Here is a 24561-nt window from a genome sequence, read left to right as displayed (position 1 = left end):
GGCAAAGAGCCGACGACTGTCAACTTTCAAAGAACGTGCCGGCACTTCGTTCTTCGGCGCGCGCAAACGCCAGCGTGGCAATAGCGGTATCCTGAACACCGGTCCCCGTAAGATCGGCTATGGTGATGTCCGACGCACTTCTGCGGCCCGGTCTGGCACCCGCAACGATCTGACCTAGTTCCGGAAAATCAGTGTCACTCGCGACGAGACCTGCGTCGATGGCACGGCGCAATTCACCCAGTCTTCGCGTCTGTTTGAGGCTGTCAGCCACGTAAACATCTGCCGCTTTGATAGCGATGGGGTCAATCTCGTTCTTATGTTCTGCGTCCGAACCCATGGCGGTCAGGTGCTGTCCGGATTCGAGCCACGAGGCATCGACAATCGGTCGGTCGGCAGGTGTCGTCGTGACGACGATCTGTGAGCCGGCGATCGCTCTTCGCGGATCCTCAAATGCGGAGATGGAAAGATGTCGTCTTGCTCCGAGCTGCTCAACAAGCGCTTGCGCCCGCCGATAATCACGCGCCCAAACGCGGATCTCTCGAATAGGTCTCACCAGCATGAGGGCCTCGAGCTGCAGCCTGGCCTGAACGCCCGCTCCGAAGACCGTTACGATCGAGGCGTCCTTCCGTGCCAGATGATTTGCCGCGACAGCGCCGGCGGCCGCTGTACGAACGTCGGTGAGGTAGCCATTGTCCAGCAAGAGCGCCTGCACCAAGCCGGTTTTGCTTGAGAGCAAGACCATCAGACCGTTTGTGCTCGGAAGCCCTATCTTCGGATTATCGAAGAAACCCGGACTGACCTTGATGGCAAAGCTGCTCAAACCGTGAATATAAGCCGTCTTCACATCGACTTCGCCCCTACTGTCGGGCACGTCGAGGCGCAAAATCGGCGGCATCTGTACCGCGTTTTCCACGGCCAGTGCGCGGAAGGCGTTTTCAACGCAATTCACCGCATCCATGTCGAGCGGAACGATGGTTCGAAGCTCTGACTCGGTCAATATCCTGATTTTCGGCATCAGTGTCCCTCATCAATTGTGTCAAGGCCGTTGGCCACCTTCATGTGCAACGCCATGTCTATGTTCCCACCTGAAAGAATGGCAACGATCGGACCTTCAACGTGCGCCAGTTTACCTGAGAGCAGCGCAGCAATGCCGACTGCCCCAGCACCTTCGATAATCTCATGTTCATGCGCATAGGCGTGACGTATGCCGGCGGCTATCTCGCGCTCGCTGACGAGCACCACGTCGTCGAGAAGGGTTTTGCACATCGGGTACGTCCAGGCATTGCCCAATCCGATGCCGCCTCCGAGCGAGTCGGCGAAACTTCGATGCTCTTCGACCTGTACCGGGTGCCCCGCGTCGATGCTAGCCTTCATCGCCGCTCCCTTTTCCATAGTTATACCGATTACCTTGGCATCCGGGCGCACCGTCTTGACGGCCGCCGCGACACCTGCTGCCAAACCGCCGCCGGACAGGGGAACGAGAACCGCGGCGACGTCGGGCATCGCCTCGACGATTTCAAGTCCGACGGTGCCTTGGCCGGCGATGACCCAGGGGTGATCAAAGGGCGGGATCATGCTGAGGCCCTCCTCCGCGACGAGACGATCAACCTCAACCTGCGCTTCATCTTGTGATGACCCGACGATCCGCACGCGAGCGCCGAGCCGGCGGATTTCAGCCACCTTGTTTTCCGGCACGAGGTGCGACATGCAAATGGTCGCTCGGGAGCCAATCGCGTCGGCGGCATAGGACAGCGCGCGTCCGTGATTGCCCGTGGAAGCCGCAACAACGCCCCTTTCCCGCTCGGATTGGGTGAGTTGCAACACTGCATTGGTTGCTCCACGAAGCTTGAAGCTTCCGGTCAACTGGCGATGCTCGAGCTTCAGGCTGACCTGCGTCGCGGCCAGTTCGGACAGTGCCGCCGACATGACGAAAGGCGTGGTGCGGATGTGCTCGCTGATGCGCTCGCGCGCCTGCTCGATCGTTTCCAGACTAATCATGTCTGTTCACCTTGGCTCCGGCCTATGCCAGTTGTTGTCTGCTGCGTAGCGCCAACGCAGGGGCTTGATTGCAAGCGGACGGCATGAACCTTTTTCGGCGCCGTGACGGACTTGCAGAAACGAGTATGGCACCCGAACCTCAGCCCTTCCGGCGTTTGAGGAGCATCTTCCTGTCGTGCCGCGCATACATCGAGTAAACGATAGGAATGAACCAGGGTCTGCCGTTGAATAATGGCACGGCCCTGGGAGCGGCATCGAAATCGAATGCAGACCGCGATTGTTCCCCGTCACCGAGGATCTTGAATGCCGCCTTCTTGCCCAGCCATCTGGCCCATACAACACCGGAGCCGCAATAGCCGGTCGCATAGACTGTATTTCCGCGGGAGAACATGCGCGGGATCATGTCGCGGTTCATGGCGACATAGCCGAACCAGCTGTGCGTTAGACCTATTCCTGCGAGTTCGGGAAAAAGCCGCGCAAGTTCGCTTTGCAGATGTGCAATCGGAGCGGCGGAGTCTCCTTCAGTCGTCCCGTCGCGTCCGCCGAACAAGATCCGAGATCCATCGTGCGACGGCCGATAATAGTAGCTGAGCTTACGCAGGTCGCCATACATCATGCGTGGCCGCATCAGCCGATCCATCACCTCTCTGTCGAGCGGCTCAGTCGCGATTATCCTGCTGCGGACAGGAACAAGGCGGCGACGGAGCCACGGGTCGAAACCGTCAGTGTAGCCATCAGTGCAGACAAGAAGCTTTCTGGCGAAAACCTCTCCGCGCTGCGTTTGAATTCGCACGCCTCCTGCCTCGCTAGTCGATCCAAGGACTGCGGTATTTTCATGTATGACCGCCGTCGATGAACTTACCAGATCGATCATGGCCGCAAGAAGCTTGGCCGGCTGCAGCCCACCGATGTCTTTGCGCACAAGGCCTCCGACATAAAGGTCAGTTCCGATGAACTTCGGAACATCGGCCCTTTCCACCGGGTATGCCTCGATGCCGAGATTCTGATGCAGATAGTCTGCCTGACGACGGAGTTCGTCGGCTTGATCAACCGTCATGGCCCCGCTGAAGGCGCCAGACAGCAAGAAATCGCATTCGATATTCTCGTCTCTGAGGAAGCGCGAGAGATCCTCTCGCGCCGCCTTACCTTCCAGGAGGATGGCTTGCGCCCTCTCCTGCCCGAACCGCCTGACCAGATCCTTCCGCCCCGGGCGGATGCTTCCGCTGGCCATGCCCCCATTGCGGCCCGATGCGGCGAGGCCAAGAGCCTGACGGTCGAACAGCTGGACATGCTTGCCGGCACGGGCAAGTTCGAGTGCCGCCGACAAACCCGTGTACCCTCCCCCAACGATCGCCACCTCGCATGTCTTCTCGACGTCCCGCGCTGGCAGGGCGGGAAATATGCTGTCCTCCCACCAGTAGGGCGTGGATTTAATGGGATGCGCTTGAGCCTGGGCCATGAGAGCTTAAGTTCCGGAAAGATGATTTGGAGTGATGATGGCTTAGTCTCGGCAGACCCAAAGCTTTCGCGTCGTTTCGATCACCCTCCAGGTTCCGACGAAACCCGGATGCATGGCGAAGGCGTCGCCGGCAACGATGCGCCGCGGCTCACAGCCATCCTCGATCAGTTCGGACACGCCGGAAAGAATGACACAGAATTCGAAAGTTTCGCCCTTGATCGAGCGGTAGGCGCCGGGGGTCGCTTCCCAGACGCCGGAGCGAACGACGCCGTCGGCGGTCTGTGCAATGTCCCAGGCGAGAAACTGCGGATTACCCTCGACAAGCCTTTCAGGCGCGGGCTTGCCTTTACGCGGTTGAGGCAGGTTGCCGTAATCGACGAAAGTGAGTTTGGACATTGCAAGACCTTTCTTGGATCTGTTTATCGGACAAACGACAGGCGCCGTTCGAGGAGTTTCAAACCCGTCAGAACGACGACGTTGATGGTGAGATAGAACGCTGCGGTGACGATGAAGATGTCCATGATCGCGAAAGTCTCGCTCATGAGCCGCTTCGCATATCCGGTGATTTCCAGAACGGTGATCGTGGATGCGAGGCTGGATTCCTTCACGATGATCGCCGCCTCGCTGCTATAAGCGGGAAGTGCCTGGCGAACGGCAAGCGGGAACTTCACCCTCTTGAAGACGTGCCACGGGTGCATGCCACAGGCTTCTGCCGCTTCGATAAGTCCTTTCGGCAGGGAGAGGAAAGCGGTGCGGAAAATCTCCGCCGTGTAGGCACCGGTGTTGAGCACCACGGCAAGGATTGCAGCGTTCAGCCCATCTCCGATCATCCACCACAGAATGGGGTTATGACGAATAAAACTCACCTGGACTAAGCCGTAATAGATGACGAACACCTGGACTAGCATAGGCGTGCCGCGGAAGATCGCACAGTAGGCATCGCATACGCGGCGCAATACCCGGCTTCTCGAGCAGCGCGCGAGCCCGACGGCGACACCAAAGGGAAGCCCTATCCCGACGCCGAATACGGCGATCAGCAACGTCGTCTTGGCACCTGTGAGAAGGAACGGAACGGCATATGCAATTATCCCGAGATCCATATCAGCGTCCTCGGAAGCCGCGGTCGAGCGCACGTTCTGCGCTGGAAAACGCGGTTTGACTGACTGCGGTCATGCAGAAGAAGAGCGCCGCAGCGATACAATAGAAAAGCAGCGGGGATCGTGTGATTCCTGCACCGATGGCAGCCGTCCTCATCAATTCCTGTAAGCCGACGACCGAGACGAGCGAGGTATCCTTGATCGTCATTTGCCAGACGTTGTTGATCCCGCCAAGCGCCAGCCGCAGTGCCAGCGGGAACGTGATGCGCATAAACGTCACCCCTCTTGGCAACGCCAGCGATTGAGCGGCCTCCAGCAGACCGTAAGGCACCGCCTGAAGCGCACCCCGGATGACTTCGATCGAATAGGCGCACGAGATGACGGCAATCGCGATCACTGCGATGATGTAGGGATATGCGTCATCAGCCGAGTCCTGGTAGCCGAACGTGGCCGTAATCGCCTTCACCCACTCGATCGACCCGAAAAATAGGAGATAGATGACCAGCAAGCCCGGAACACCACGAACAAGAATACTGTACCCGTCGACAAGTTGCGAGACGACCACGACCTTCCGCCAACGCATGATGGCCAAGGGTGTTGCAACCAGAAAACCGAGTGCCATTCCGATCAAACCGATCGCAATTGTGGCGACACTTCCTTTCAGCAGAGCCAGCGCCCAACTTTGCTCAACCATCAACACCCAAAGGTCACCCAACATGGACACAATCCCCGTGACCTGCCTTGGGCCGTGCCAAGGCAGGCTTCATGTTCGAAACGATCACTTCTTGCAGGGAATGGTGTAGTCATCCTGGAACCAATGCATCGAGGATTCCTTGACCTTGCCATCGTTGATCATCTTACAGAGGGCGGCATCGACCTTGCTCTTGAGTTCGGTATTGCCCTTTCGCATCCCGACTCCCATGCCATGGCCAAGAACGTCTGGGTCATCCATGGCCATGATCTTCAGGTCGATCTTTGTGAAGTTGGCGCCGTCGGGGGTTGCGAGAAAATCCATCCATGTCGGCGAATCCGCGAAGGCGACGTCGATACGGCCGCTCGCGAGATCGGCTGTCAACTGAGTGACGGCGTCGTATGTCTTAAGATCGGCGCCGTGCATCCGCTTCTCCATGAACCTGGCATAGGTCGTCCCAGTGACGACGCCGACACTCTTGCCCTGGAGGGCCTTCTCGATTTCGGCGAGGCTCTTAAGACCTGCAAGCGGGGAGTCCTTGGCGACCGCGAAATAGAGCGGTGTTGTCGCATAGGGGATGGAGTAGTCGATCTTCTTCTGACGTTCGGCGGTGATACCAAGGCCGGAAATGATGACGTCAAAGCGATCGCTGTCCATAGAGGGCACCAGCGAGCTGAATGTCTGTACGACGAATTCACACTTCAGTTTCAGCTCGGCGCAGATGCCATTGGCGATATCGGCGTCGAACCCGGTTACCTTGCCGCTCGGATCTGCCATGCTGAACTTCGGCGCATCGCCCTCCGTCCCGATGCGCAGAACGCCGTCCTTAGCCGACGCCCCCGTCGCCAGTGCGCAGACGAGAAGGCTGGTTGCGAATGCTGACTTGATGAGATTGCTGTTGATCATGATTGTTACCCCTTATGGTTTTCGTTGTAGCGCGCTTTCAGGCGTTGGCCGCCATCACTGTCGATAGAAACCGCTTCACCCCTTCCGTTGCCGGATTTCGAAACAGTTCCTTCGGCTCGTCATCCTGCTCAAGGCGGCCGTTTTGCAGGAATATCATCCGGTTCGACACATCGCGTGCGAACCGCATTTCATGCGTGACGAGGAGGATCGTAGCCCCCGCTTCCGCCAGCGCCCTTATGACTTTCAGCACTTCACCCACGAGCTCGGGGTCCAGTGCGGATGTCGGCTCATCGCACAGCATGAGTTTTGGTCTCATTGCTAGAACACGTGCGATCGCGACGCGTTGTTGCTGCCCGCCCGAAAGCTGCTGCGGATAGCGATCGCGGAAACTCGCCATGCCCACTTTCGACAATGCCAAGAGCGCAACCTCCTCGGCGTCTTTCTTGCCGAGTTTCAGCACCCAAACGAGTGCCTCGGTCACGTTGGACAGGACGCTCAGATGAGGCCAGAGATTGAAGTTCTGGAACACCATGCCGATCTGTCTGCGAAAGTTCCTGATATCGCGAGCGTTGACAATCTGGCTCCCGCGGCGCTCGTCATTGACGACGGAGACGGACTGGCCCATGCACTCGATCCGACCTGATGTCGGCGTCTCCAGAAAATTGATGCAGCGGAGTACGGTGCTTTTTCCGCATCCGGATGACCCGATTAGGGAGATCACTTCACCCTCTCGCATGTCGAAGCTGATTCCATCCAGGACCGTCGTCGATCCGAATGTTTTGGTGAGGTCATGCACTTTCAGAACGTCGTTCATGCGCTGTACCTTTCCAGAGCGAACGGCCGCCGGTTTTACAGCGGGGGGCCTTCTCAGTTGCTTTGGCGTCAACGCAACCAATCTGAACCTTGCTCGCAGTTATAATAAGATTGGTCTCATTATTGGTGTCAACATAGATCAATTTGGTTGTGCAAATATTTTGCCGCGGGTCATGATCGCGGCATCGAAGTACTTCGTCGAGAAGATCGAAATCAGGTGAGCGATTGTCTCCGGAGCAAGACCGGACACTGAATTAGTCTGCCTGTTACCGCGCTGCGACGAATGTCAGTCTCATTGGAAGAGGAAAGCACGCTTGTCAGGCATGTCGGCAGGGTACTTTCCCTCGCAGCGGGTAAACTCGACCACTCCTCATCGTCTGCCTAGCACGGCGCCCTGGACCCGGATTATTTGTCCGTTCGAGGTTTTCGATCCAGATGGTCTCACACGGCGACCTCATGAGCAAAATGCACAGCAGATTGGTCGGTTTGTGCCGTTCCGACTGAGCGATTTGCATCTGATGATATGCGCATAAATCGCTCATCGGAGGAAACCACATGAAGATCTACAATATTGCCCTAATCGGATTTGGTGGCGTCAACCGTGCTTTGGCCGAACTCATCGCGGCGAAGAATCCTCTGTGGGAACGGGATCTCGGTTTCCGCCTGAACATCGTCGCCGTCAGCGATCTCCATCTGGGCTCCGTCATTTCGCCGAACGGTCTGGATGCCAAGACCCTCGTGGAGGCGAATTTCGCGAAAGGCGGTTTTGGCCGTCTCTCAGGCGGCAGTGCCGAGGCGGACAACGAAGCCATCATCAAGACGGCGCCTGCCGACATCGTCGTGGAGGCGACATTTACGAACCCGACGGACGGCGAGCCCGCGGTTTCGCACTGCCGCTGGGCCCTGAACTCGGGCAAGCACGTCGTCACCACGAACAAGGGGCCTGTTGCAATAGCTGCTCGGGAATTGAAAGCTCTTGCCAAGGCGAACAGCGTTCACTTCGAATATGAGGGTTCCGTCATGAGCGGCACGCCCGTCATAAGGATGGCAGAGAAGACCCTTGCCGGCGCAGAGGTGAAAGGGTTCGAAGGGATCCTCAACGGCACGTCGAACTTCGTCCTCTGCCGCATGGAGGAGGGTCTCGACTTCGCCAGCGCCATCGCCGAAGCGCAGACGCTGGGCTATGCCGAAGCCGATCCGACTGCCGATGTCGAGGGTTTTGACGTTCGCCTGAAAGTCGTGATCTTGGCAAATGAGCTGCTAGGAGCAAATCTCAAGCCGGAGGATGTCTCCTGCAACGGCATCTCCAAGCTTTCTCCCTTCGACATTCAAGCAGCTGCCAAGGCTGGAAGACGTTGGAAACTGGTCGGGTCTGCAATTCGAAATGCCGACGGGACGATAACCGGCAGTGTCGCGCCCAAACAGCTTGCCCTCGGACATCCGCTCGCCGGCGTCAACGGCGCTACCAATGCAGTATCGCTGAACACAGAGCTTCTCGGCCCCGTCACCGTCAGCGGCCCCGGCGCCGGTCGAGTCGAAACCGCCTTCGCACTGCTGTCCGACATCGTGGCTATACACAATGCGCAGTCGGCAAATTTCGCCAAGGAGGCCGCGTGATGCCCGGTCTCGCCCTGAAACCCGCCTCTGCCAACGAGATCATCGTCACTAATCCGTTCGATGGAAGCTTTGTCGGCGCCATCCCAGAGACCAGTGCCGAGGCTGTGGACCTGTTGCTCGAACGCGCCAGGCGCGGCGCGCAGATTGCCCGGTCGCTCCCCCGCCACCAGCGCTCTGCAATTCTCGAAACGGCCGCAGCCACCATCGAAGAACGCAAGGAGGAGTTTGCGCTCCTGATCGTACGGGAGGCGGGGAAGACAATTGCCCAGGCCCGCAAGGAGGCGACACGTTGTGTCAACACACTGAAACTCTCCGCCGAAGAAGCCAAGCGGAATGCTGGCGAAGTCATTCCGTTTGATGCCTATGCCGGATCGGAATCTCGTCAGGGCTGGTACACCCGGGAGCCTCTAGGGATCATCGCGGCGATCACGCCTTACAATGACCCGCTCAATCTCGTGGCCCACAAGCTAGGCCCCGCCGTTGCCGGCGCAAACGCGGTACTTCTGAAGCCGTCGGAGCTTACGCCTCTATCGGCCATCAAGCTGGTGGAGGTCTTGATCGAAAGCGGTTTGCCGGAAGAGGTCATCACGGTCGCCGTCGGCGGCGCCGAACTTGGCAAGGCGCTCGTCTCGGCGAGAGACGTTCGCATGATCTCCTTCACAGGCGGTTTTGTCACCGGCGAGGCCATCGCAAAAACCGCCGGCATCAAGAAGCTCGCGATGGACCTCGGTGGCAATGCACCGGTTATCGTGATGGAAAATAGCGATGTTCAGGCGGCCGTGGAAGATTGCGTGTCAGGCGCTTTCTGGGCGGCGGGCCAGAATTGCATCGGAACGCAGCGGATTCTGGTACAGCGCTCGGTCTATGAACGGTTCAAGATCGAGTTCGTGGCCCGAACCGTCCGCATGAAGACCGGCGATCCGATGAACGCTGAGACTGACATGGGCCCGATGATCTCCGAACGTGCGGTGAACCGCGCCGCCGCCATGGTGGAACGAGCAATCGCTGCCGGCGCGACGCTGCTCTGCGGTCACAAGCCAGTCGGCACGATCTATCCCCCGACCGTCCTGGAAAACATGCCAGCGGCGTGCGACGTACTGAATGAGGAAGTCTTCGCCCCGGTCGTCATGCTGCAGCCGTTCGATGAACTTGAAGAGGCTATAGAGCTGGCTAACAAGCCGGAATACAGCCTCCATGCCGGGATCTTTACCAACGATCTTGCCAGTGCCCTCGAGGCCGCCAAGCGGATCGATGCCGGCGGCGTCATGATCAACCAGTCGTCTGACTATCGGTTCGATGCAATGCCGTTTGGTGGATTCAAATACGGCAGCATGGGACGCGAAGGCGTTCGCTTTGCTTATGAGGATATGACCCAGCCGAAGGTCGTCTGCATCACGTCGCTGCAGCACTGATCGCCGGCGCCAGCCAATTTGAACCCATCGTCGTTTTTGGAAGTCAAGATGTTCAAAGGATCCATCACTGCCCTTGTCACCCCATTTGCCCATGGGAGAGTCGACGAGATTGCGCTCCGCGGCCTCATTGAATGGCAGATCGCCGAAGGCACGTCAGGGCTTGTCCCCTGCGGAACAACGGGGGAAAGCCCCACCCTCAGCCACGCCGAACACAAGAGAGTCGTGGAAATCGCGATCGCGGCAGCGAATGGTCGGGTTCCGGTCATTGCCGGCGCTGGCTCCAACAGCACCGAGGAAGCGATCAGCTTCGTGCGGCACGCACAGGAGGCCGGCGCGGACGGTTTGCTGATCGTCGCGCCCTACTACAATAAGCCCACCCAAGAGGGGATCTATCAGCACTTCAAGGCCATCGACGCTGAAGCTACGGTTCCGATCATCGTCTACAATATCCCGGGTCGGAGCGTGATCGATATTGAAGTCGCAACGCTTGCCCGGATTTTCAGGGATTGTCCGAACGTCAAGGGTGTCAAGGACGCGACAGGCAATCTCTTGCGACCGTCGCTGGAGCGTATGGCCTGCGGCAATCAGTTCAATCTTCTCACCGGTGAAGACGGCACCGCGCTGGGTTACATGGCCCATGGCGGCCACGGCTGCATCTCAGTGACCGCGAACGTTGCTCCCCGGCTGTGTGCAGACTTCCAGCGGGCATGCCTGAAAGGCGACTTCGCCGCGGCACTGGCTCTTCAAGATCAACTGATGCCCCTGCATCGCGCGCTATTCCTCGAGACCAGCCCGGCTGGCGTGAAATTCGCGCTGGCGCAACTCTCAAAGATCCGCGGTGACCTGCGCCTTCCCCTCGTGGAGGTGAGCCATCCTGTTAAAGAGGTTATCGCTCAGGCCATGCGCCACGCCGGAATTCTGGACTAGGGGAACGGCAAATGGGAACTGAACGCATAGAGACCGATTTGATTGGCCCCCTCCCTATCCCTGGTGACGTCCTCTACGGTATCCATACGCGTCGAGCCGAACTTAACTTCACCGTTTCAGGCCTTCGCCTAAAAGACTTCCCCGAACTCATTCAATCTATGGCTATGGTCAAGAAAGCTGCCGCGTGTGCAAACGCCGAGCTTGGCCTGCTGTCAGCGGAAAAAGCGTCGGCGATCTCAGAGGCTTGCGATGAGCTCATCGAGTTGAAATGCGTTGATGAGAACTTCCCGGTCGATATGATGCAGGGCGGCGCCGGAACATCCACCAACATGAACGTCAATGAGGTTGTTGCGAACCTGTCGCTCATGAAGCTCGGTGCGAATGTGGGCGAGTATGACAAGCTTCATCCGAATGATGACGTGAACCTCTCCCAATCGACAAACGATGTCTATCCGACCGCACTGCGTCTGGCCATTCTTCGTGCTTGCGAAGGGCTGACCGAGTCCCACGTCGGGCTGCGCGATGCATTCCGCGCCAAGGCGCATGAATATGCCACTGTGCTGAAGGTCGGCCGCACTCAGTTGCAGGACGCCGTCCCAATGACAGTCGGGCAGGAATTTGATGCGTTCGCCGAGCTGATCGACGAAGATATCAATCAACTGCAATCCGCTTCCAGATTGCTGAAAGAGGTTAATCTCGGCGGATCTGCGATCGGAACATCGATCAACGTCCCCCGCGGCTTTCCAGCCGCGGCTTGCATCCACCTCACACAGATTTCTGGTATCCAGCTCATCCGAGCTCGAAATCTGATTGAGGCCACCTCCGACACCGGTGGTTTCGTTTCCATCTCCAGTGTCCTCAAGCGAATTGCTGTGAAGCTGACAAAGGTCTGCAACGATCTGCGGCTCTTGAGCAGTGGGCCGAGGGGCGGCTTGGGGGAAATCCGACTTCCGCCTGTCCAGGCCGGTTCCTCGATCATGCCCGGCAAAGTCAACGCCGTCATTCCGGAAATGATGAACCAAATCGCATTTCAGGTTATCGGAAATGATCTCACGGTCACTCTGGCGGCAAGTGCGGGGCAGTTGCAACTCAATGCGATGGAGCCCGTAATCATCCTCAACATCCTTCAGTCCATGCGGATGTTGACGCGGGGCATGGAAATTTTTAAGCAGCGGTGCGTCGTCGGCATTGAAGTCGATGTCGACCGTTGCAAGGACCTCCTCGATCACTCTCTTGTCCTTGCGACACCGTTGGCGATGCTAACCGGCTACAGTAAGGCAGCGCAGCTTTCCAAGAAAGCGCTGGCCGAAAAGCGGGGGCTGCGACAGGTCGTGGAAGAGGAAGGGATCTTAGCCGCCAGTCAAGTTGAAGAGCTCTTTGAAGGTAACGCGGCCTTCGCAAATTTCTGATGTATTCATCGGCCGCACAAGGGTAGGAAATGGCTGTTTTTACCGAGCTTTCTGACGAAGATCGCCAACTCATCACGGCGGCATATGGTTTTACGTCGCTTCTGTCGGTGATTGGCATTGCGGACGGCGACTCCGAGACGACCTATCTGTTTCGGACGAGGGAAGGCGAATTCATCGTTACCCTTTTCGAGAACGGAGCCCAACCTTCAGATCTCGAAAGGGCCTTCGAAACCATGGAGGTGCTCTATCGTCATGGCGTCCCCTGCCCCAAGCCGCTCCGCACTGTCGACGGCCACGCCACGTCTCGGGCCGCAGGTCGATTGGTTGCCATCGTCAGCTTCGTACCCGGGGCCTCACCCACGTTTGCAAACCCGGCAAAATGCCTCAGCCTGGGCCGCGTGATGGCTAAAATGCACACTGTCTTAGAACGAAAAGCGATGTGCAAATCGACTGATCTTCCCACTGGCGCAATTCATGGCGCATTGGTCCAGGAGAACGTCTTTTTCCTCGGAGAAGAAGTCAGCGGGGTCATCAATTTCAGGCTTCGGCATGAGGATGCGCTCTTGTCGGAGCTTGCTGATGCGCTTGTCGGTTGGGCGGGCGAAATCAATGGAGAGCTGAACAAAGAGCGGGCGCGAGCGCTGCTGCGGGGTTATCAGGGGGTTCGCGGTCTGACTGATGCGGAAAAGAAGGCGCTGCCAGGATTCATAATGGCTTCGACATCAAAGCGATTTGCGAGCAAGCAGGAAAGAACATTACTACCGGAAATCGCCGTGTTAGCTTACCGGTCCGTAACCCCCGACATTCTAGGTTAAGCGACCCGGCTCAATCTCCATGAAATATCTTCTCGATCGAACTGACGAACAGATACTTATCGAATTGAAGGCTAATGCCCGTATCTCGCACGCGGATTTGTCGGCGAAGGTGAACCTTTCTCGCAACGCCGTACGGGTGCGAATTGAACGTCTCGAACGAGAAGGCTTCATCAAGGGATATACGATCCTCACCGGGGATGGAGGGAATAGCCAAAACGTCACAACGGCATTGATTTTCGTCTATCGGCACGATCGCATGCGGGGCGGGGAAGTTATTCACGCGCTACGGAAGATCCCAGAAGTCGTTGCTTGCGACGTTATGACAGGTGATTTCGATCTGCTCGTGCGGGTCGAGTCCCCCGAGGCTGACCGCATCCGGCAGATTTGGCAATTGATCGCCGAGATGCCCGGCGTGCGCGATACACTGACTGCGTTCGCCCTCTCCTCGGTAATCCGAAGATAATCCGATGTAGGCCGGTTAAAAGCGGGCAAGTGTCCGCCCAACAACAGCCGTGTCCGAACTCAAATGGCGGACCGTGCTGCTCCTTGACGAATTCGCGCAAACTTGCGCCACCATCGCTCTGCGCGAGCGGACTATGATCATTCCAGCGAGCAGGCCGATCCGAGCTGTTGTTCACATGATGGGCTTCGAATGAAGAGGCTCCCAGACTGGGGCACGGCCTATCATCGACAAGCGGACTAACCCTTGCCGGTCATATGTTGAAGCCCACGTCTTCGGCTCCGACGTTCGCGTCGGCGCCCTCACATCGGCGGAGAGCAATGCTTCTCCGCCGATTTACGGGTCGTTGTTGTCCAGGCCGATTGGTCGCTACGCTCGTACCGCAGGCGGCCGAGCGGGTTAGTTGACAGTGACGTAGATCTTCCGAACCGTCTCCACGGTGCGCCAAGTGCCGATGAATCCGGGTTTCATCACGAAACTATCGCCTGCTTTGTAGGTAACCGGTTCACCGCCGTCGGGGGTGATTTCCACGATGCCTTGAAGGATGTGGCAGAATTCGAATGTCTCTCCCTTGACGGAGCGCGTCAGGCCCGGTGTCGCTTCCCAGACGCCGGTGTGAATCATTTCGTCTCGCGCAACGTCCTGGGGCCAGCTCTTGAAAGAAGGATTGCCGGAGATCAGGCGTTCCGGCCCCGGCTTTGACTCACGTGGTGTTTCCGTGCTGTTGGGTACTATGGTCTTGAGGAGGGACATCTTTTCTCCTTGCTCTCCTGGTTGTAACTTCAATAACCGCGGTCGCGATCGACGAGCCCGATCGGCTCGAGACCGTCGCGATGGCGTTTGATGTTTTCGATGACGGCGCGGGCCGCTGTCTCTGGTTGCGTGACGCTTGCAATGTGCGGCGTCAGAATGATCTTGGGATGCCGCCAGAATTTGTGTTCGGGAGGCAAGGGTTCAGGTTCGGTGACGTCGACCATCGCGCCCGACAAGTGTCCCGCGTCGAGAGCCGCAATGAGCGCGTCGTGATCGAGTTGCGCGCCGCGCCCCACGTGGACGAGCGCCGCCCCGGCTGGGAGGCTCGCGAAGAGCCTGGCATCGAGTAATCCATGCGTCTCTTGCGTAAGCGGCAGGAGACAGATCAAGATGTCGGTGCGCGCCAGAAACGGCGTGAGCCCGTCCGGGCCATAATAGCAATCAACACTATCCACCTGCCGTTCCGAGCGGCTCCAGGCAGCAAGCGGAAAGCCGAAGGGTTCCAGTCGCTCGATAGCGGCTTGGGCGAGCATGCCGAGGCCAAGGATACCGATCCGCTGCTGGGCTGCTTGGCGCACGGGAAGCGAGAGCCAAGTGGCATCGGCCTGCTGGCCGATATAGTCCTTCAACTTCCGGTGCAGGGCGAGTACAGCGAGCGTCACATATTCCTGCATCATCCGAACGATGCCGTCCTCGACCATGCGGACGAGCATAACGTCGGGGGGCAGCGTTCCAGGCTTGAACTGGTCGACGCCGGCACCGATCGAGAAGACCACCTCCAAGTTCCTGAAGCGATGAAGATCGGGCGGAGCAGTCCAGGTGAGGATGTAGTGGATCTCATCCGGGTCATGTTCGGAAATATCGTTTGCGAACGGCAGATCGGGCAGGTCGCGTGCGAAAGCCTCGGCGAAGACGCGGCCTCTTTCACGATCCGAATTGAACCAGAATACCATGAGTGCCTCTCAGTCCTGCAGGGTTTCGGCAAGCCGCACAATCATTTGCTCACAGGCAGCGAGTTCATCAGTGCGGACGAATTCGTCAGCGCGATGGGCGCGGGAAATGTCCCCGGGGCCGCAGATGATCGCGTCGATGCCGGCGGCCTGGTAGAGTCCGGCCTCGGTGCCGTAGCTAACGGCAGCCAAGGTCGAAGCTCCGGTTAATTCCTCCATCAGCCGGGCAAGCGGCGCGTCGACATCAAGCGAAAGCGCGGGATAGGTGCTGCTGATTTCCCAGACGGTGCGGAACCCGTTCTTCTCCAAGGCCTGGGCAGTTGCCTTAATAGGTTCCAGAAGAACCGTTGGCGAAACGCCGGGAACGGCGCGGGCTTCCAGTTCCAGAATGCAGAGATCGGGGATGATGTTGACGGTGCGTCCGCCCGTGATCGTTCCGATTTGCAGGGTGGAATACGGCGGCTCGAAGTTCTGATCTAAGGCGCTGTTTGGCAGAGCATCGACGATGTTCTGGACAGCAGTCATCACCGCAGTCATGGCGTGAATGGCATTCAGACCCTTGTCAGGGCGCGACGAGTGGCCGGTTGCGCCATGAATCTCGATGCGGGCGGCCGCTTTTCCCTTGTGACCTCGGATCGCGAACATGCTGCTTGGCTCGCCGATGATTGCGCCCATGGGTGGGGCGCACAGGTTGCCCATCTTCCGTAACATGTGCGGCACACCGCGACAGCCGGCTTCCTCATCATACGAGAAGGCGAAGTGGATCGGACGGGTCAACGGCAACTTTGCGATCGCGGGCAGTCCGGCAAGGGCCGCGGCAAGAAAGCCCTTCATGTCGCAGGTCCCCCTGCCGAAAAGCTGATCGCCCTCTGACCGCAGGCGGAAAGGATCCGAGGTCCAGGTCCGTTCGGACGCCGTAACAACGTCCATATGGCCGGAAAGAATGTAACCGGGCTTATCTTTCGGGCCAATTGTGGCGAATAGGTTTGCCCGGTCTCCTTCGGGTCCCGGCAAGACAGTCACTTGGGCGCCATGGCTTTCGAGGTAGCTCTTCACCCATGCTACGATATCGCCGTTCGGAGTCCCAACGACGGATGGAAAAGCGACCAGGTGCTCGAGTATGTCGTTAGCTTTCATCGTCGTTTTCTCCGTCACCTCCGGGCCCAGATGGAGACCTCTCGTCACATTATATGCTGCGTTCGAAGCCGCGCGTATTATCGCTGGGGAGGATGCTAACGGTCTCGGGCTGCCGATCGGGCAGGCGCATCCTCGGGCACCGTCCCGTTCAATAGAACGTCGCTGACTCCCCATTCCGATCCCGCGACTTGAATTTACATTGTCGCCGAGTCATAAAGATGGCAATTAATAAACGGTGAATATCAGCTTCAGGTGCGGATTAATGCTGACATCCGACGAACTCGCCTTCTTTTCGGTTCTCACGAGCTCGAAATCTCTCGCGGAAAGCGCGAGAAAGCTGAACGTAACGCCTCCGGCGGTCACACAGCGCCTGCGCGCGCTTGAAGAGAAAGCCGGGGTGAGGCTGATCGACCGGTCCGGACGTCGCTTGCGCCTTACCGAAGAGGGCTCATTGGTCGCTTCTCACAGCGTTATCGTCAGCGATGCCATAGATTCGCTTGCGGAAGCATTGGCGGATCGCAGGGGTGTAGTTCGCGGGCACCTCAGAGTCGCAGCTCCTCACGGATTTGGAAGGATCTACGTGGCGCCGGTCGTGGAGGCGTTTGCTCGAGAGCATGACAATGCCACCGCGACCCTGCAACTTTCCGACCATCCCTCGGCTCTACTCGTTGATAGCTATGAGGTTGTTGTTCACATCGGAGCGTCGGCGCATCTGGACCAGGTCGTGACGACACTTGCGCCGAACAATCGCGTTCTGTGCGCAAGTCCAAAATACCTCGCTTCGGCTCCTCCCATTTATACGCCCGCCGATCTTGCTCGACATCGTTGTCTTGTGGTTCGCGAGAATGAAGAGGATGTAACGCTCTGGCGCTTCAGTGGATCACGGCAGGAAAGTGCGACGGTGCGCGTTAATCCCATCATGTCGAGCAATGATGGCGCCGTCATTCGTGATTGGGCGTTAGCTGGTCAGGGCATCATGATGCGGTCCGAATGGGCCGTTGCCGTAGACCTTACCGAGGGACGGCTGAAGCAGGTCCTTCCCAACTGGAAGCTGCCCCCGGCCGATATCGTCGCGATACTCGGATCTCGGCACGGGCGAAGCGCGAGGACTGCGGCTTTCTTGACGATGCTTCGCCAGTCGCTGAAACCACTCCCCTGGAGAGCCGACCTTCCGTAGGCGTTCGGTCAATAACCGAGGATGGACTTCGTCTCGAGATACTCTTCGAGGCCGTATACCCCATACTCGCGTCCGTTACCCGAGCGTTTGTAGCCACCGAAGGCGGCCGCTCCGTCCCAAGGCGGATAGTTGATATGAACCTGGCCGGCACGGACGCGGGCGGCGACCCGCCGTGCGCGCTCTGGATCGGACGACTGGACATGGGCGCCTAATCCATAGACGGTGTCGTTGGCGATCGAGATCGCCTCATCCTCGTCCTTATAGGGCATGATTGAAATTACCGGACCGAAGATTTCCTCACGAGCTATGCGCATATCCGACGTCACCCCGGAAAAGATCGTCGGCTGTGTGAAGAAGCCGCTCTCGAGCCCGGCTGGACGGCCCAGGCCGCCGCACACCAGCTTGGCGCCGTCATCAATGCCGGCCTGGATCATGATCTGCACCCTCTCGAACTGGGCACGATTGGCGATCGGCCCCATGTCAGTCGACGGATCGAGCGGGGCGCCGACTCGGATGGTGCGAGCAGTGGCGCTTGCCAGTTCCTCCACCTCGTCGAGCCGATGTGCAGGCACCAGCATGCGCGTCGGCGCGCTGCACGACTGGCCCACATTGCGCATGCCGGCGAGCACGCCCTTCGCGACCGCCTCGCTGAAATTGGCATCGTCGAGCAAGATGTTCGGCGACTTGCCGCCAAGTTCCTGAACCACGCGCTTCACTGTCGGTGCGGCCGCCTGCGCGACGAGGACCCCTGCGCGCGTCGAACCGGTGATCGAGATCATGTCGACGTCCGGATGGCTGGCGAGCGCTGCGCCAACGCTCTCGCCTGTGCCGTTGACCAGATTGAATACGCCTGCGGGAATGCCGGCATCGTGCATCAATTCGGCAAAGAGCAGAGCGCTATAAGGCGACAATTCACTGGGCTTGAGAACGATAGTGCAGCCTGCCGCGATCGCGGGAGCAACTTTGGCGGTGATCTGGTAAAGTGGCCAGTTCCAGGGGGTGACCAGCGCGCAAACCCCGATGGCTTCCTTGGCGGTCGCGGTGCGCTCCTCAACTGTCAAGAAGCGGTACTTCTTGAGAATCTCCATCTGTACCCGAATATGCTCGGCAGCAAGCGGAACCTGGGAAGCCCGCGCGAAGCTGATCGCTGCTCCCATTTCCATGACGAGCGCTTCTGCGAACGTCTCCGCTCTTTCCTTCAGTAGCGCATGCATTCTGCCAAGCAGACCGAGCCTCTCGGACACCGAAACCTGAGAGAAGGCGGGGAAGGCTTGGCGCGCCGCTGCAACCGCAACATCGACGTCATTAGCAGTGCCTGAGGCAACATGCCCAATAACCTGTTCCGAGGCAGGATCCACGACAGGAAGCCGCATTACATTTACGGGTTCGTGCCAATTACCGCCAATATAGAACTGGGTCTCGCGTTCGCTAAGCATATTTCACCTCAAGTCACAACATGGCGGCTGTTCGAGCTTTCGAGAAAGATTCCTAGAAAGACGCAAAGATGACAATTCACGTCGTCTGAATGGTTGCTTAAGACTCGTGTTAACGAGGACACGCGTCGTCGGACCTGATGCAGGTGGTATCCGCCTTACCGCCGCGTATGTCCGCTCAAAAGCTCGGAGGTGGGCGTGGCGGCACGGTCGGCGCTAGCCGACCGAGTGTTGAGTCCTGTCAACCGGAAAGCAATACCCTTGGCTTGCCGCACACAAGTCGACCGCAACAGATTGGACCTCCACGACGGCAAATTCTTCCACCCAGGGGGGATTTTCAAGTTGACTGCATTGACTTCATATAGGCTTGCCGATTGGTATGCTTTCGGAAATGGGGAAGACAGACATGATTTCAAAGGGCGCAGAAGAAGCATTCTCCGCGACGGTGTCTGCTTCCGCATCACAGGTCTCTAATGCGGTTGCTTTCGAACAGAACATGGCAGACTTCAACTCGGAGCTTCACGCTCGCCCGTCGATTTATTTTACCGGTCCGGCGATCGTCGAGCACGTTGCTTTCATGCCGATGGATGGCGTGATCATGGAGTTCCACGATAGTCTCGAAGCCGACGGTGGAATTTCAGTCAGAGTTGAACGGCACACTGAGTTCGTGACGGTCACGCGGGTCCGAAAATTGGCCAGCGAGCCCGAGGGTTGGCCGGAAACTGACCTTTGTGAAGGTGATTTTGCGCGGCTAGCAGGGTTGAGCTCTCCACTGCTCGTTTGCCACGTGAGTATCCTTGTACTCGGAAACCCTCCTGATCAGCTGGGAACGGTTCTAAAATCGCTCGACTTCGGCGATACCGCCGCGTCATCAATCGGCGGCGGGGCGGCACAGATTTGCTCCGATTTTCGCGTTCGAGGGGACAATTCAAGTAGAATCATCCTGTTCAATAAAGACCTGAATGCACATCGGCTTGGGCGCATGGTACGGCGGATCTTTGAGATCGAAACCTATAGGTCAATGGCGCTGCTGGGATTGCCGGAGGCGCGTCGTCTTGCCCCGCTTCTGGGCGGATATGACGCGGAACTCGTTCGGCTGACCAATCGAAACTTGAGTACGCCTGCACATCAGCACAAGCTATTGCTCGAGGAAATTACCCTTCTCTCGTCGCATATCATTTCAGCCACCGCGGAGACCCGAAACAGGTTTGGCGCAACCGCTGCCTACGCCAAAATCGTTGAAGAGAGGATCGCCCTTTTACGGGAAACCCATGTCCCCGGCTTTCAACGTTTCGGTACCTTCGTGGAGCGCCGGTTCAAGCCTGCTGTGCGTACCTGCGAAGCAACCGCGTTGAGGCTTGAGCACCTGTCAAGGGCTGCGATGCACCTGCTCGATCTGCTACAAACCCGAATCCAGGTCGAAATTGAGTTCCAGAACGCTACACAGATCCAGGCGATGGCTGATCGGGCCGCGACGCAGGTCAAGATCCAGCGCGCGGTCGAAGGCTTTTCGATGATCGCGATTAGCTACTACTTGCTGAGCTTGCTGAAATTTATATATGAGACAGCAGACCACGCAGGAATTCATTTCGATCCGGTGATCAAGCTCGTCGCTGTTCCGGTGGTTGTAGGATCTGTTGTGATTACCATCCTCCGCGTCAAGCATGCCCTAAAGGCAGAGAGCTAGAGATCGCGCAGCCCGACAGTGTGGCAGCATGGACACCTGCGGCCTCGATGCAACGCGTCCGACAGGCTACGATCCGGCGTTTCGGAGATAGCCTCTCAGCGGCGTTCTCGTCTGAATAGTCCCGGAGTTGAACCTGTTTTTCGCCGAAAGAATTTTACAAAATTGGTCGCTTCGTCAAAGCCAAGGCGACTGCACCGTAACGCTAACCGATCGGCCATCGAAATGTGGGATTTGGCGGCATGACTAGCTTTGCCGTTGATCCTTTATATCGTCGCCACCGGTTTCCCGCTCAGGTGATTGCCATGCAGTTGTATGGAGTAGCCGTTCTTATTCAACCACCGTTCGGAATACCGCAGAGTTTCGTTGCGCTTGCCTTTGAACGAGTGCGTCGGCAAAGGAAGTGCGCTGTCTGGTGGAGGGTTCGACAGTGACACGCTCGTCATTGACGATCGCATAGGAGTAGCCCGTTTTTTCCGGAATCGGCGTTATGACGACGGTGTCGGGAAGCGGTTGGCCGACGACGATCTTCTCCTGGATCACGATGAGTTCCTTAGGAGCCGGAGCCTTTTGTACAAAGGTGATCAACTTCTCAGAGGGCATTGCCGACTGAGCGAAGGCCGTACCGCGGCTGCGATTCCTGCTGTCCGAGTTTCATGACGTTTCCTCGTTTTAACAGCGGACTATCCCGCCGTTGGATCAAACTGGGATCACGATCATCTTTGCCGTAATGGCAGACCGGCGTTGGCTCGCAGGCCTACCTGCTTGCCTGAAAGTTCGAGTTGGGCGCCCTTTTCATTACATCTCTGAACATTGACGGCCGCCCAACGTACAGGAGACACAATGCTGGGGCTTAGCAAGTTCTCGTCGAGAGGCCGCACGAATAATATAAAATATAAATACTTTAGTTATATTTTCCAAAATTTTAGATTTCTTCTCCTGTCGCAACCGTACATTTAGCTTAGAAAAGTGTTATTATTGCAAAATTCTTAGAATATGACAAAGTACTAAGTAGCGCGCACTGTCGCGCGTATAGAGAAAACACCCCCTCCTTATTGATCCCCGCTTTTGCGGGGTTCTTTCTCGCAACCGCGATCTTTCGGTGGATAACCTTAAGGCGGATGAGCTGCGGTCAGACACTGGCCAGAGCTGTCCCAGTGCCTACGCAGAGAATGGTCATGAGAGCGATGAACGGCATACGAAGCATGCCCGGAACATGCTCATTGGACCTGCGTTTTACGGTGAAGGCAATAAAGCGCTGGCCGAACAAACATGGACCGTCGGAATTTCTCGAAAAGCCACGTAGGTATTCTTTGCTTGGTCGCAGCCCTATCAGGCTGCTCCTCTTCCGGTACTGACCAAGTCAGCGCGCAATCAAGAATTATTGCGTCCTGCTCGAATTCTGCCCGCATGGCGCTCACTGGCTGGCACTTGGAGCAGCTACCGGACGCTTATGTACAGCAGACCTTGCAGTCGATGCAGCGCAGTGTCGAAAGTGCTGCTTCTGAAATCGAAACCGTCCACGGCGTCGACCCGACAAAGCGCGAATTACTAACGAGGTCGGTGAGCGACATAGTCAATCTACTTGCGGAGGCGCAGAATCAGGTTGCGCATGGAGATCACGACACCCTGCGAACGATAATGCAGCTGCACGATGCGGTCGATCGGCTCAGCCTGATTTCAGGTACGAGACGCTCCACATGAAGAAGATATTGGAAATATCGCTTGGAATTGTGACGAGTGTTGGCGGCTTTCTTGAAATCGGATCGCTGGCGACGGCTGCCCAAGCGGGATCGGCATTTGGTCTTCAGCTCATCTGGGCGATCGTGCTCGGCACGATATGCATCATTTTTCTTGTTGAAATGGCTGGGCGTTTTGCCGCGGTGAGCGGCCATACGATTTCGGATGGCATCCGTGAGCGGTTCGGTTTCAATTTTTTCCTGCTTCCATTCCTCTCGACTCTGTTGCTCAATCTGATGGTCCTTGCCGCCGAAATAGGAGGCACGGCTGTTGCCCTGGAGCTTGCCACAGGCATCGCTTTTCAGTGGTGGGCGCTCGCCGTTGCGTTCATTGCCTGGTTGTTGCTCTGGAGGGGCACTTTCGGTTTCATCGAGAAAGGCGTTTCCATCCTTGGGTTGGTGACGCTCTGTTTCGTCGTTGCGGCAGTATTGCTTAAACCTGATTTGAAGACGGTGGCCGCCAGTGTTTTGCCAAGCATGCCGCAGCATGACCACGCCAGCTACTGGTTTATGGCCGTCAGCATTCTCGGCGCCTCGATATCACCCTACCTATTCCTGTTCTATTCATCTGGAGCCGTCGAAGACCGGTGGGACAAAACGTATCTAGGCACCAATCGCATCATCGCAGGACTTGGAATGAGCTTTGGCGGCACAATATCGATCGCCGTGCTGATCGTTGCCGGCCTTGTGCTGGCTCCGAATGGGGTGGATGAAGTTACCGATTACCATCAGTTGCCGACCATGCTGGTCCCCGTGTTTGGCCTTTGGGGATACTGGTTATTTGTTGCTTCCTTGGGTATCGCCTGTTTCGGCGCGATCCTGGAAGTTGGGTTGCAGCAGGCATACCTGGCGGCTCAGGGACTGGGTTGGAACTGGGGCGAAGACCGCAAACCGAGTGAAGACCCAGGATTCAGTGCTGCCTACACGCTGGCACTTTTGTTTGCGGCCATCCCGATCGCCTTTGGGGTCGATCCGCTAAATCTGACAATTCTGTCCATGGCTTTGACTGCTGCCACGCTCCCGCTGACAGTCGTTCCGTTTCTCTTCCTGATGAATGATGAGCGATATGTTGGAAAACATGGGAACGGCATTATTTCTAATTCGGCAGTCGTCTTGATCATTCTTCTCGGCTCTGTCCTGGCGATTGTGACCATCCCGCTGGAGCTGCTCGGAGGCACGTGATGGATTTGCTGCATGATGTTCTGGACAAGCAACTGCTCGACCGCGACGGCGTGAAGATGGGCAAGGTAGACGGCATCGTCGCCGAACTGCGCCAAGATGGCCCTCCCCGCGTGGTCGCGATAGAAGTCGGCGCTATTGCGATGGCCGGTCGACTTGGTCACCGACCGCAGCGATGGATAACTTGGTTTGCCACCAAACTTGGCGGTGATCGACACTCCAGACCCCATCGCGTGGCGTGGAGCGCTGTCCACGGGATTGGGATTGACGTTCAGTTGAACGCGGCCGTGAAAGACACCGCGATTTTTGACTGGCAAGACTGGCTGCGAGAAAGAGTGGTGGGTAAAATTCCCGGAGCCTAAAATGGTGGAGATCAATATCGAATTGCTTCTGGGCCGGGCCGTCTCATCGAGAGCGGGCAAAACGATTGGCCATATCGAAGCGATACGGGCCGAACAAGACGGGCCAGATCTTGTTATAACCGAGTTCCATGTCGGCCTATACGCCGCCATGGAGCGAATGTCTGCATCGCCATTAGGTATAGAGCTACTTGATCTTTTTCACCTCCGCCGGAGGCATTGCGGCTATCGCATACGCTGGAATCAAATCGAACTCGGCAAAGCCGAGTTGAGGCTGCTTTGCGACGAAACGGAACTTGCCCCGCTGGACGGCAGCCATTTGAAGAAATAGCCGTTGCGGTGTCAGCCGGCATAACCGCATCTGTCGACGGCAGCTTCCGAGCACGACGATGGCGACAGGACTCACTATCGAGCGAGCTGGCACGATCATCGGACTCAACCTCCGCCGCCTTTTCGGACTTCACTATTCCGCAAAAAGGACGACAGCCTTTCTATGCCCGTTCCCAGCGATGACGGGCATTACACGGCAGACAGCGCACACCACGC

General features: G+C 57.5%; 24 protein-coding genes and 1 pseudogene. 12 read left to right on the top strand and 13 right to left on the bottom strand.

Annotated features, from left to right (window positions below):
* Window positions 1-19: 19 nt before the first annotated feature.
* From ACS4RS_RS31325 to ACS4RS_RS31290, 8 genes are all read right to left on the bottom strand, one after another.
* Window positions 20-1015: a cyclodeaminase gene (locus ACS4RS_RS31325; RefSeq protein ID WP_439012121.1), complete on the bottom strand. Its 996-nt coding sequence runs from the start codon at window positions 1013-1015 to the stop codon at window positions 20-22.
* Complete coding sequence (eutB, locus tag ACS4RS_RS31320; RefSeq protein WP_439012120.1) at window positions 1015-1998, bottom strand: hydroxyectoine utilization dehydratase EutB; 984 nt, start codon at window positions 1996-1998, stop codon at window positions 1015-1017. The genes ACS4RS_RS31325 and eutB overlap by 1 nt, the downstream gene beginning before the upstream one ends.
* A gap of 139 nt (window positions 1999-2137) precedes the next feature.
* A complete protein-coding gene (locus ACS4RS_RS31315) occupies window positions 2138-3457 on the bottom strand; it encodes an FAD-dependent oxidoreductase (protein WP_439012119.1) in 1320 nt (439 codons plus the stop codon).
* Window positions 3458-3499: 42 nt separating this feature from the next.
* Complete coding sequence (locus tag ACS4RS_RS31310; protein ID WP_439012118.1) at window positions 3500-3853, bottom strand: cupin domain-containing protein; 354 nt, start codon at window positions 3851-3853, stop codon at window positions 3500-3502.
* Window positions 3854-3876: 23 nt separating this feature from the next.
* The gene (locus ACS4RS_RS31305; protein WP_439012584.1) at window positions 3877-4557 is read right to left on the bottom strand and encodes an ABC transporter permease subunit; all 681 of its coding nucleotides are present in this window, start codon (window positions 4555-4557) and stop codon (window positions 3877-3879) included.
* A 1-nt stretch (window position 4558) separates the two neighbouring features.
* Entirely contained in the window at window positions 4559-5272 is a 714-nt protein-coding gene (locus tag ACS4RS_RS31300; RefSeq protein WP_439012117.1) for an ABC transporter permease subunit, read from the bottom strand.
* Window positions 5273-5332: 60 nt separating this feature from the next.
* Window positions 5333-6151: a transporter substrate-binding domain-containing protein gene (locus tag ACS4RS_RS31295; protein WP_439012116.1), complete on the bottom strand. Its 819-nt coding sequence runs from the start codon at window positions 6149-6151 to the stop codon at window positions 5333-5335.
* A 37-nt stretch (window positions 6152-6188) separates the two neighbouring features.
* Window positions 6189-6965 (bottom strand): ATP-binding cassette domain-containing protein, encoded by a 777-nt coding sequence (locus tag ACS4RS_RS31290; RefSeq protein ID WP_439012115.1) that lies wholly within the window; start codon window positions 6963-6965, stop codon window positions 6189-6191.
* Window positions 6966-7519: 554 nt separating this feature from the next.
* Here ACS4RS_RS31290 and ACS4RS_RS31285 point away from each other — a divergent pair.
* Genes ACS4RS_RS31285 through ACS4RS_RS31260 form a run of 6 tightly spaced genes read left to right on the top strand, consistent with a single transcriptional unit; the run spans window position 7520 to window position 13607 of the window.
* Window positions 7520-8581: a homoserine dehydrogenase gene (locus tag ACS4RS_RS31285; protein ID WP_439012114.1), complete on the top strand. Its 1062-nt coding sequence runs from the start codon at window positions 7520-7522 to the stop codon at window positions 8579-8581.
* Window positions 8581-9993 (top strand): aldehyde dehydrogenase family protein, encoded by a 1413-nt coding sequence (locus tag ACS4RS_RS31280; protein ID WP_439012113.1) that lies wholly within the window; start codon window positions 8581-8583, stop codon window positions 9991-9993. The genes ACS4RS_RS31285 and ACS4RS_RS31280 overlap by 1 nt, the downstream gene beginning before the upstream one ends.
* Window positions 9994-10041: 48 nt before the next feature.
* Window positions 10042-10920 carry a 4-hydroxy-tetrahydrodipicolinate synthase gene (dapA, locus tag ACS4RS_RS31275; RefSeq protein WP_439012112.1) on the top strand — a complete coding sequence of 293 codons (879 nt, stop codon included), beginning with the start codon at window positions 10042-10044 and terminating at the stop codon, window positions 10918-10920.
* 11 nt (window positions 10921-10931) lie between these two features.
* Window positions 10932-12329, top strand: a complete 1398-nt coding sequence (locus ACS4RS_RS31270; RefSeq protein WP_439012111.1) for an aspartate ammonia-lyase — start codon at window positions 10932-10934, stop codon at window positions 12327-12329.
* A gap of 29 nt (window positions 12330-12358) precedes the next feature.
* Complete coding sequence (locus tag ACS4RS_RS31265; RefSeq protein WP_439012110.1) at window positions 12359-13144, top strand: phosphotransferase; 786 nt, start codon at window positions 12359-12361, stop codon at window positions 13142-13144.
* A gap of 19 nt (window positions 13145-13163) precedes the next feature.
* On the top strand, window positions 13164-13607 hold the full coding sequence (locus ACS4RS_RS31260; RefSeq protein ID WP_439012109.1) for a winged helix-turn-helix transcriptional regulator: 444 nt from the start codon (window positions 13164-13166) through the stop codon (window positions 13605-13607).
* A 396-nt stretch (window positions 13608-14003) separates the two neighbouring features.
* On the opposite strand, the gene ACS4RS_RS31255 is transcribed toward ACS4RS_RS31260, so the two are convergent.
* Genes ACS4RS_RS31255 through argE form a run of 3 tightly spaced genes read right to left on the bottom strand, consistent with a single transcriptional unit; the run spans window position 14004 to window position 16444 of the window.
* Window positions 14004-14357 carry a cupin domain-containing protein gene (locus ACS4RS_RS31255; RefSeq protein ID WP_439012108.1) on the bottom strand — a complete coding sequence of 118 codons (354 nt, stop codon included), beginning with the start codon at window positions 14355-14357 and terminating at the stop codon, window positions 14004-14006.
* 29 nt (window positions 14358-14386) lie between these two features.
* Window positions 14387-15310 (bottom strand): NAD(P)-dependent oxidoreductase, encoded by a 924-nt coding sequence (locus tag ACS4RS_RS31250; protein WP_439012107.1) that lies wholly within the window; start codon window positions 15308-15310, stop codon window positions 14387-14389.
* A gap of 9 nt (window positions 15311-15319) precedes the next feature.
* Window positions 15320-16444 (bottom strand): acetylornithine deacetylase, encoded by a 1125-nt coding sequence (gene argE, locus ACS4RS_RS31245; RefSeq protein ID WP_439012106.1) that lies wholly within the window; start codon window positions 16442-16444, stop codon window positions 15320-15322.
* Between the two features lie 262 nt (window positions 16445-16706).
* Between argE and ACS4RS_RS31240 the strand changes: the two genes are divergently transcribed.
* Window positions 16707-17621, top strand: a complete 915-nt coding sequence (locus tag ACS4RS_RS31240; RefSeq protein WP_439012105.1) for a LysR substrate-binding domain-containing protein — start codon at window positions 16707-16709, stop codon at window positions 17619-17621.
* 8 nt (window positions 17622-17629) lie between these two features.
* On the opposite strand, the gene ACS4RS_RS31235 is transcribed toward ACS4RS_RS31240, so the two are convergent.
* Window positions 17630-19057 (bottom strand): aldehyde dehydrogenase family protein, encoded by a 1428-nt coding sequence (locus tag ACS4RS_RS31235; protein WP_439012104.1) that lies wholly within the window; start codon window positions 19055-19057, stop codon window positions 17630-17632.
* A 403-nt stretch (window positions 19058-19460) separates the two neighbouring features.
* On the opposite strand from ACS4RS_RS31235, the gene ACS4RS_RS31230 reads away from it, so the two are divergent.
* Complete coding sequence (locus tag ACS4RS_RS31230; protein ID WP_439012103.1) at window positions 19461-20741, top strand: DUF3422 domain-containing protein; 1281 nt, start codon at window positions 19461-19463, stop codon at window positions 20739-20741.
* Between the two features lie 405 nt (window positions 20742-21146).
* On the opposite strand, the pseudogene ACS4RS_RS31225 reads toward ACS4RS_RS31230, so the two are convergent.
* Window positions 21147-21338 (bottom strand): annotated as a pseudogene (locus tag ACS4RS_RS31225) (DUF1236 domain-containing protein); the annotation flags it as partial.
* A gap of 810 nt (window positions 21339-22148) precedes the next feature.
* On the opposite strand from ACS4RS_RS31225, the gene ACS4RS_RS31220 reads away from it, so the two are divergent.
* The 4 genes from ACS4RS_RS31220 to ACS4RS_RS31205 are packed head-to-tail and all read left to right on the top strand — an operon-like array spanning window position 22149 to window position 24346.
* Entirely contained in the window at window positions 22149-22442 is a 294-nt protein-coding gene (locus ACS4RS_RS31220; RefSeq protein WP_439012102.1) for a hypothetical protein, read from the top strand.
* Window positions 22439-23659: an Nramp family divalent metal transporter gene (locus tag ACS4RS_RS31215; protein WP_003591014.1), complete on the top strand. Its 1221-nt coding sequence runs from the start codon at window positions 22439-22441 to the stop codon at window positions 23657-23659. The genes ACS4RS_RS31220 and ACS4RS_RS31215 overlap by 4 nt, the downstream gene beginning before the upstream one ends.
* Window positions 23659-24018, top strand: a complete 360-nt coding sequence (locus ACS4RS_RS31210) for a hypothetical protein (RefSeq protein WP_439012101.1) — start codon at window positions 23659-23661, stop codon at window positions 24016-24018. The genes ACS4RS_RS31215 and ACS4RS_RS31210 overlap by 1 nt, the downstream gene beginning before the upstream one ends.
* A 1-nt stretch (window position 24019) precedes the next feature.
* A complete protein-coding gene (locus tag ACS4RS_RS31205) occupies window positions 24020-24346 on the top strand; it encodes a hypothetical protein (protein WP_179611274.1) in 327 nt (108 codons plus the stop codon).
* Window positions 24347-24561: the final 215 nt, after the last annotated feature.

It is taken from the genome of Rhizobium sp. F40D2 (assembly GCF_051810745.2).
Lineage (GTDB): Bacteria > Pseudomonadota > Alphaproteobacteria > Rhizobiales > Rhizobiaceae > Rhizobium.
The sequence above is the reverse complement of the archived record's forward strand: the minus strand, read 5'-3'. Positions and strand labels throughout refer to the sequence as shown.

Excerpts from the sequence above, each read along its gene's own strand:
- ACS4RS_RS31280 (WP_439012113.1), top strand. The coding sequence starts at position 8,581 with ATGCCCGGTCTCGCCCTGAAACCCGCCTCTGCCAACGAGATCATCGTC.
- ACS4RS_RS31300 (WP_439012117.1), bottom strand. The coding sequence starts at position 5,272 with ATGTTGGGTGACCTTTGGGTGTTGATGGTTGAGCAAAGTTGGGCGCTG.
- ACS4RS_RS31325 (WP_439012121.1), bottom strand. The coding sequence starts at position 1,015 with ATGCCGAAAATCAGGATATTGACCGAGTCAGAGCTTCGAACCATCGTT.
- ACS4RS_RS31255 (WP_439012108.1), bottom strand. The coding sequence starts at position 14,357 with ATGTCCCTCCTCAAGACCATAGTACCCAACAGCACGGAAACACCACGT.
- eutB (WP_439012120.1), bottom strand. The coding sequence starts at position 1,998 with ATGATTAGTCTGGAAACGATCGAGCAGGCGCGCGAGCGCATCAGCGAG.
- ACS4RS_RS31215 (WP_003591014.1), top strand. The coding sequence starts at position 22,439 with ATGAAGAAGATATTGGAAATATCGCTTGGAATTGTGACGAGTGTTGGC.
- dapA (WP_439012112.1), top strand. The coding sequence starts at position 10,042 with ATGTTCAAAGGATCCATCACTGCCCTTGTCACCCCATTTGCCCATGGG.
- ACS4RS_RS31270 (WP_439012111.1), top strand. The coding sequence starts at position 10,932 with ATGGGAACTGAACGCATAGAGACCGATTTGATTGGCCCCCTCCCTATC.
- ACS4RS_RS31310 (WP_439012118.1), bottom strand. The coding sequence starts at position 3,853 with ATGTCCAAACTCACTTTCGTCGATTACGGCAACCTGCCTCAACCGCGT.
- ACS4RS_RS31250 (WP_439012107.1), bottom strand. The coding sequence starts at position 15,310 with ATGGTATTCTGGTTCAATTCGGATCGTGAAAGAGGCCGCGTCTTCGCC.
- ACS4RS_RS31285 (WP_439012114.1), top strand. The coding sequence starts at position 7,520 with ATGAAGATCTACAATATTGCCCTAATCGGATTTGGTGGCGTCAACCGT.
- ACS4RS_RS31230 (WP_439012103.1), top strand. The coding sequence starts at position 19,461 with ATGATTTCAAAGGGCGCAGAAGAAGCATTCTCCGCGACGGTGTCTGCT.
- ACS4RS_RS31220 (WP_439012102.1), top strand. The coding sequence starts at position 22,149 with ATGGCGCTCACTGGCTGGCACTTGGAGCAGCTACCGGACGCTTATGTA.
- ACS4RS_RS31290 (WP_439012115.1), bottom strand. The coding sequence starts at position 6,965 with ATGAACGACGTTCTGAAAGTGCATGACCTCACCAAAACATTCGGATCG.
- ACS4RS_RS31205 (WP_179611274.1), top strand. The coding sequence starts at position 24,020 with ATGGTGGAGATCAATATCGAATTGCTTCTGGGCCGGGCCGTCTCATCG.
- ACS4RS_RS31265 (WP_439012110.1), top strand. The coding sequence starts at position 12,359 with ATGGCTGTTTTTACCGAGCTTTCTGACGAAGATCGCCAACTCATCACG.
- ACS4RS_RS31235 (WP_439012104.1), bottom strand. The coding sequence starts at position 19,057 with ATGCTTAGCGAACGCGAGACCCAGTTCTATATTGGCGGTAATTGGCAC.
- ACS4RS_RS31240 (WP_439012105.1), top strand. The coding sequence starts at position 16,707 with ATGCTGACATCCGACGAACTCGCCTTCTTTTCGGTTCTCACGAGCTCG.
- ACS4RS_RS31315 (WP_439012119.1), bottom strand. The coding sequence starts at position 3,457 with ATGGCCCAGGCTCAAGCGCATCCCATTAAATCCACGCCCTACTGGTGG.
- ACS4RS_RS31295 (WP_439012116.1), bottom strand. The coding sequence starts at position 6,151 with ATGATCAACAGCAATCTCATCAAGTCAGCATTCGCAACCAGCCTTCTC.
- ACS4RS_RS31305 (WP_439012584.1), bottom strand. The coding sequence starts at position 4,557 with ATGGATCTCGGGATAATTGCATATGCCGTTCCGTTCCTTCTCACAGGT.
- ACS4RS_RS31210 (WP_439012101.1), top strand. The coding sequence starts at position 23,659 with ATGGATTTGCTGCATGATGTTCTGGACAAGCAACTGCTCGACCGCGAC.
- argE (WP_439012106.1), bottom strand. The coding sequence starts at position 16,444 with ATGAAAGCTAACGACATACTCGAGCACCTGGTCGCTTTTCCATCCGTC.
- ACS4RS_RS31260 (WP_439012109.1), top strand. The coding sequence starts at position 13,164 with ATGAAATATCTTCTCGATCGAACTGACGAACAGATACTTATCGAATTG.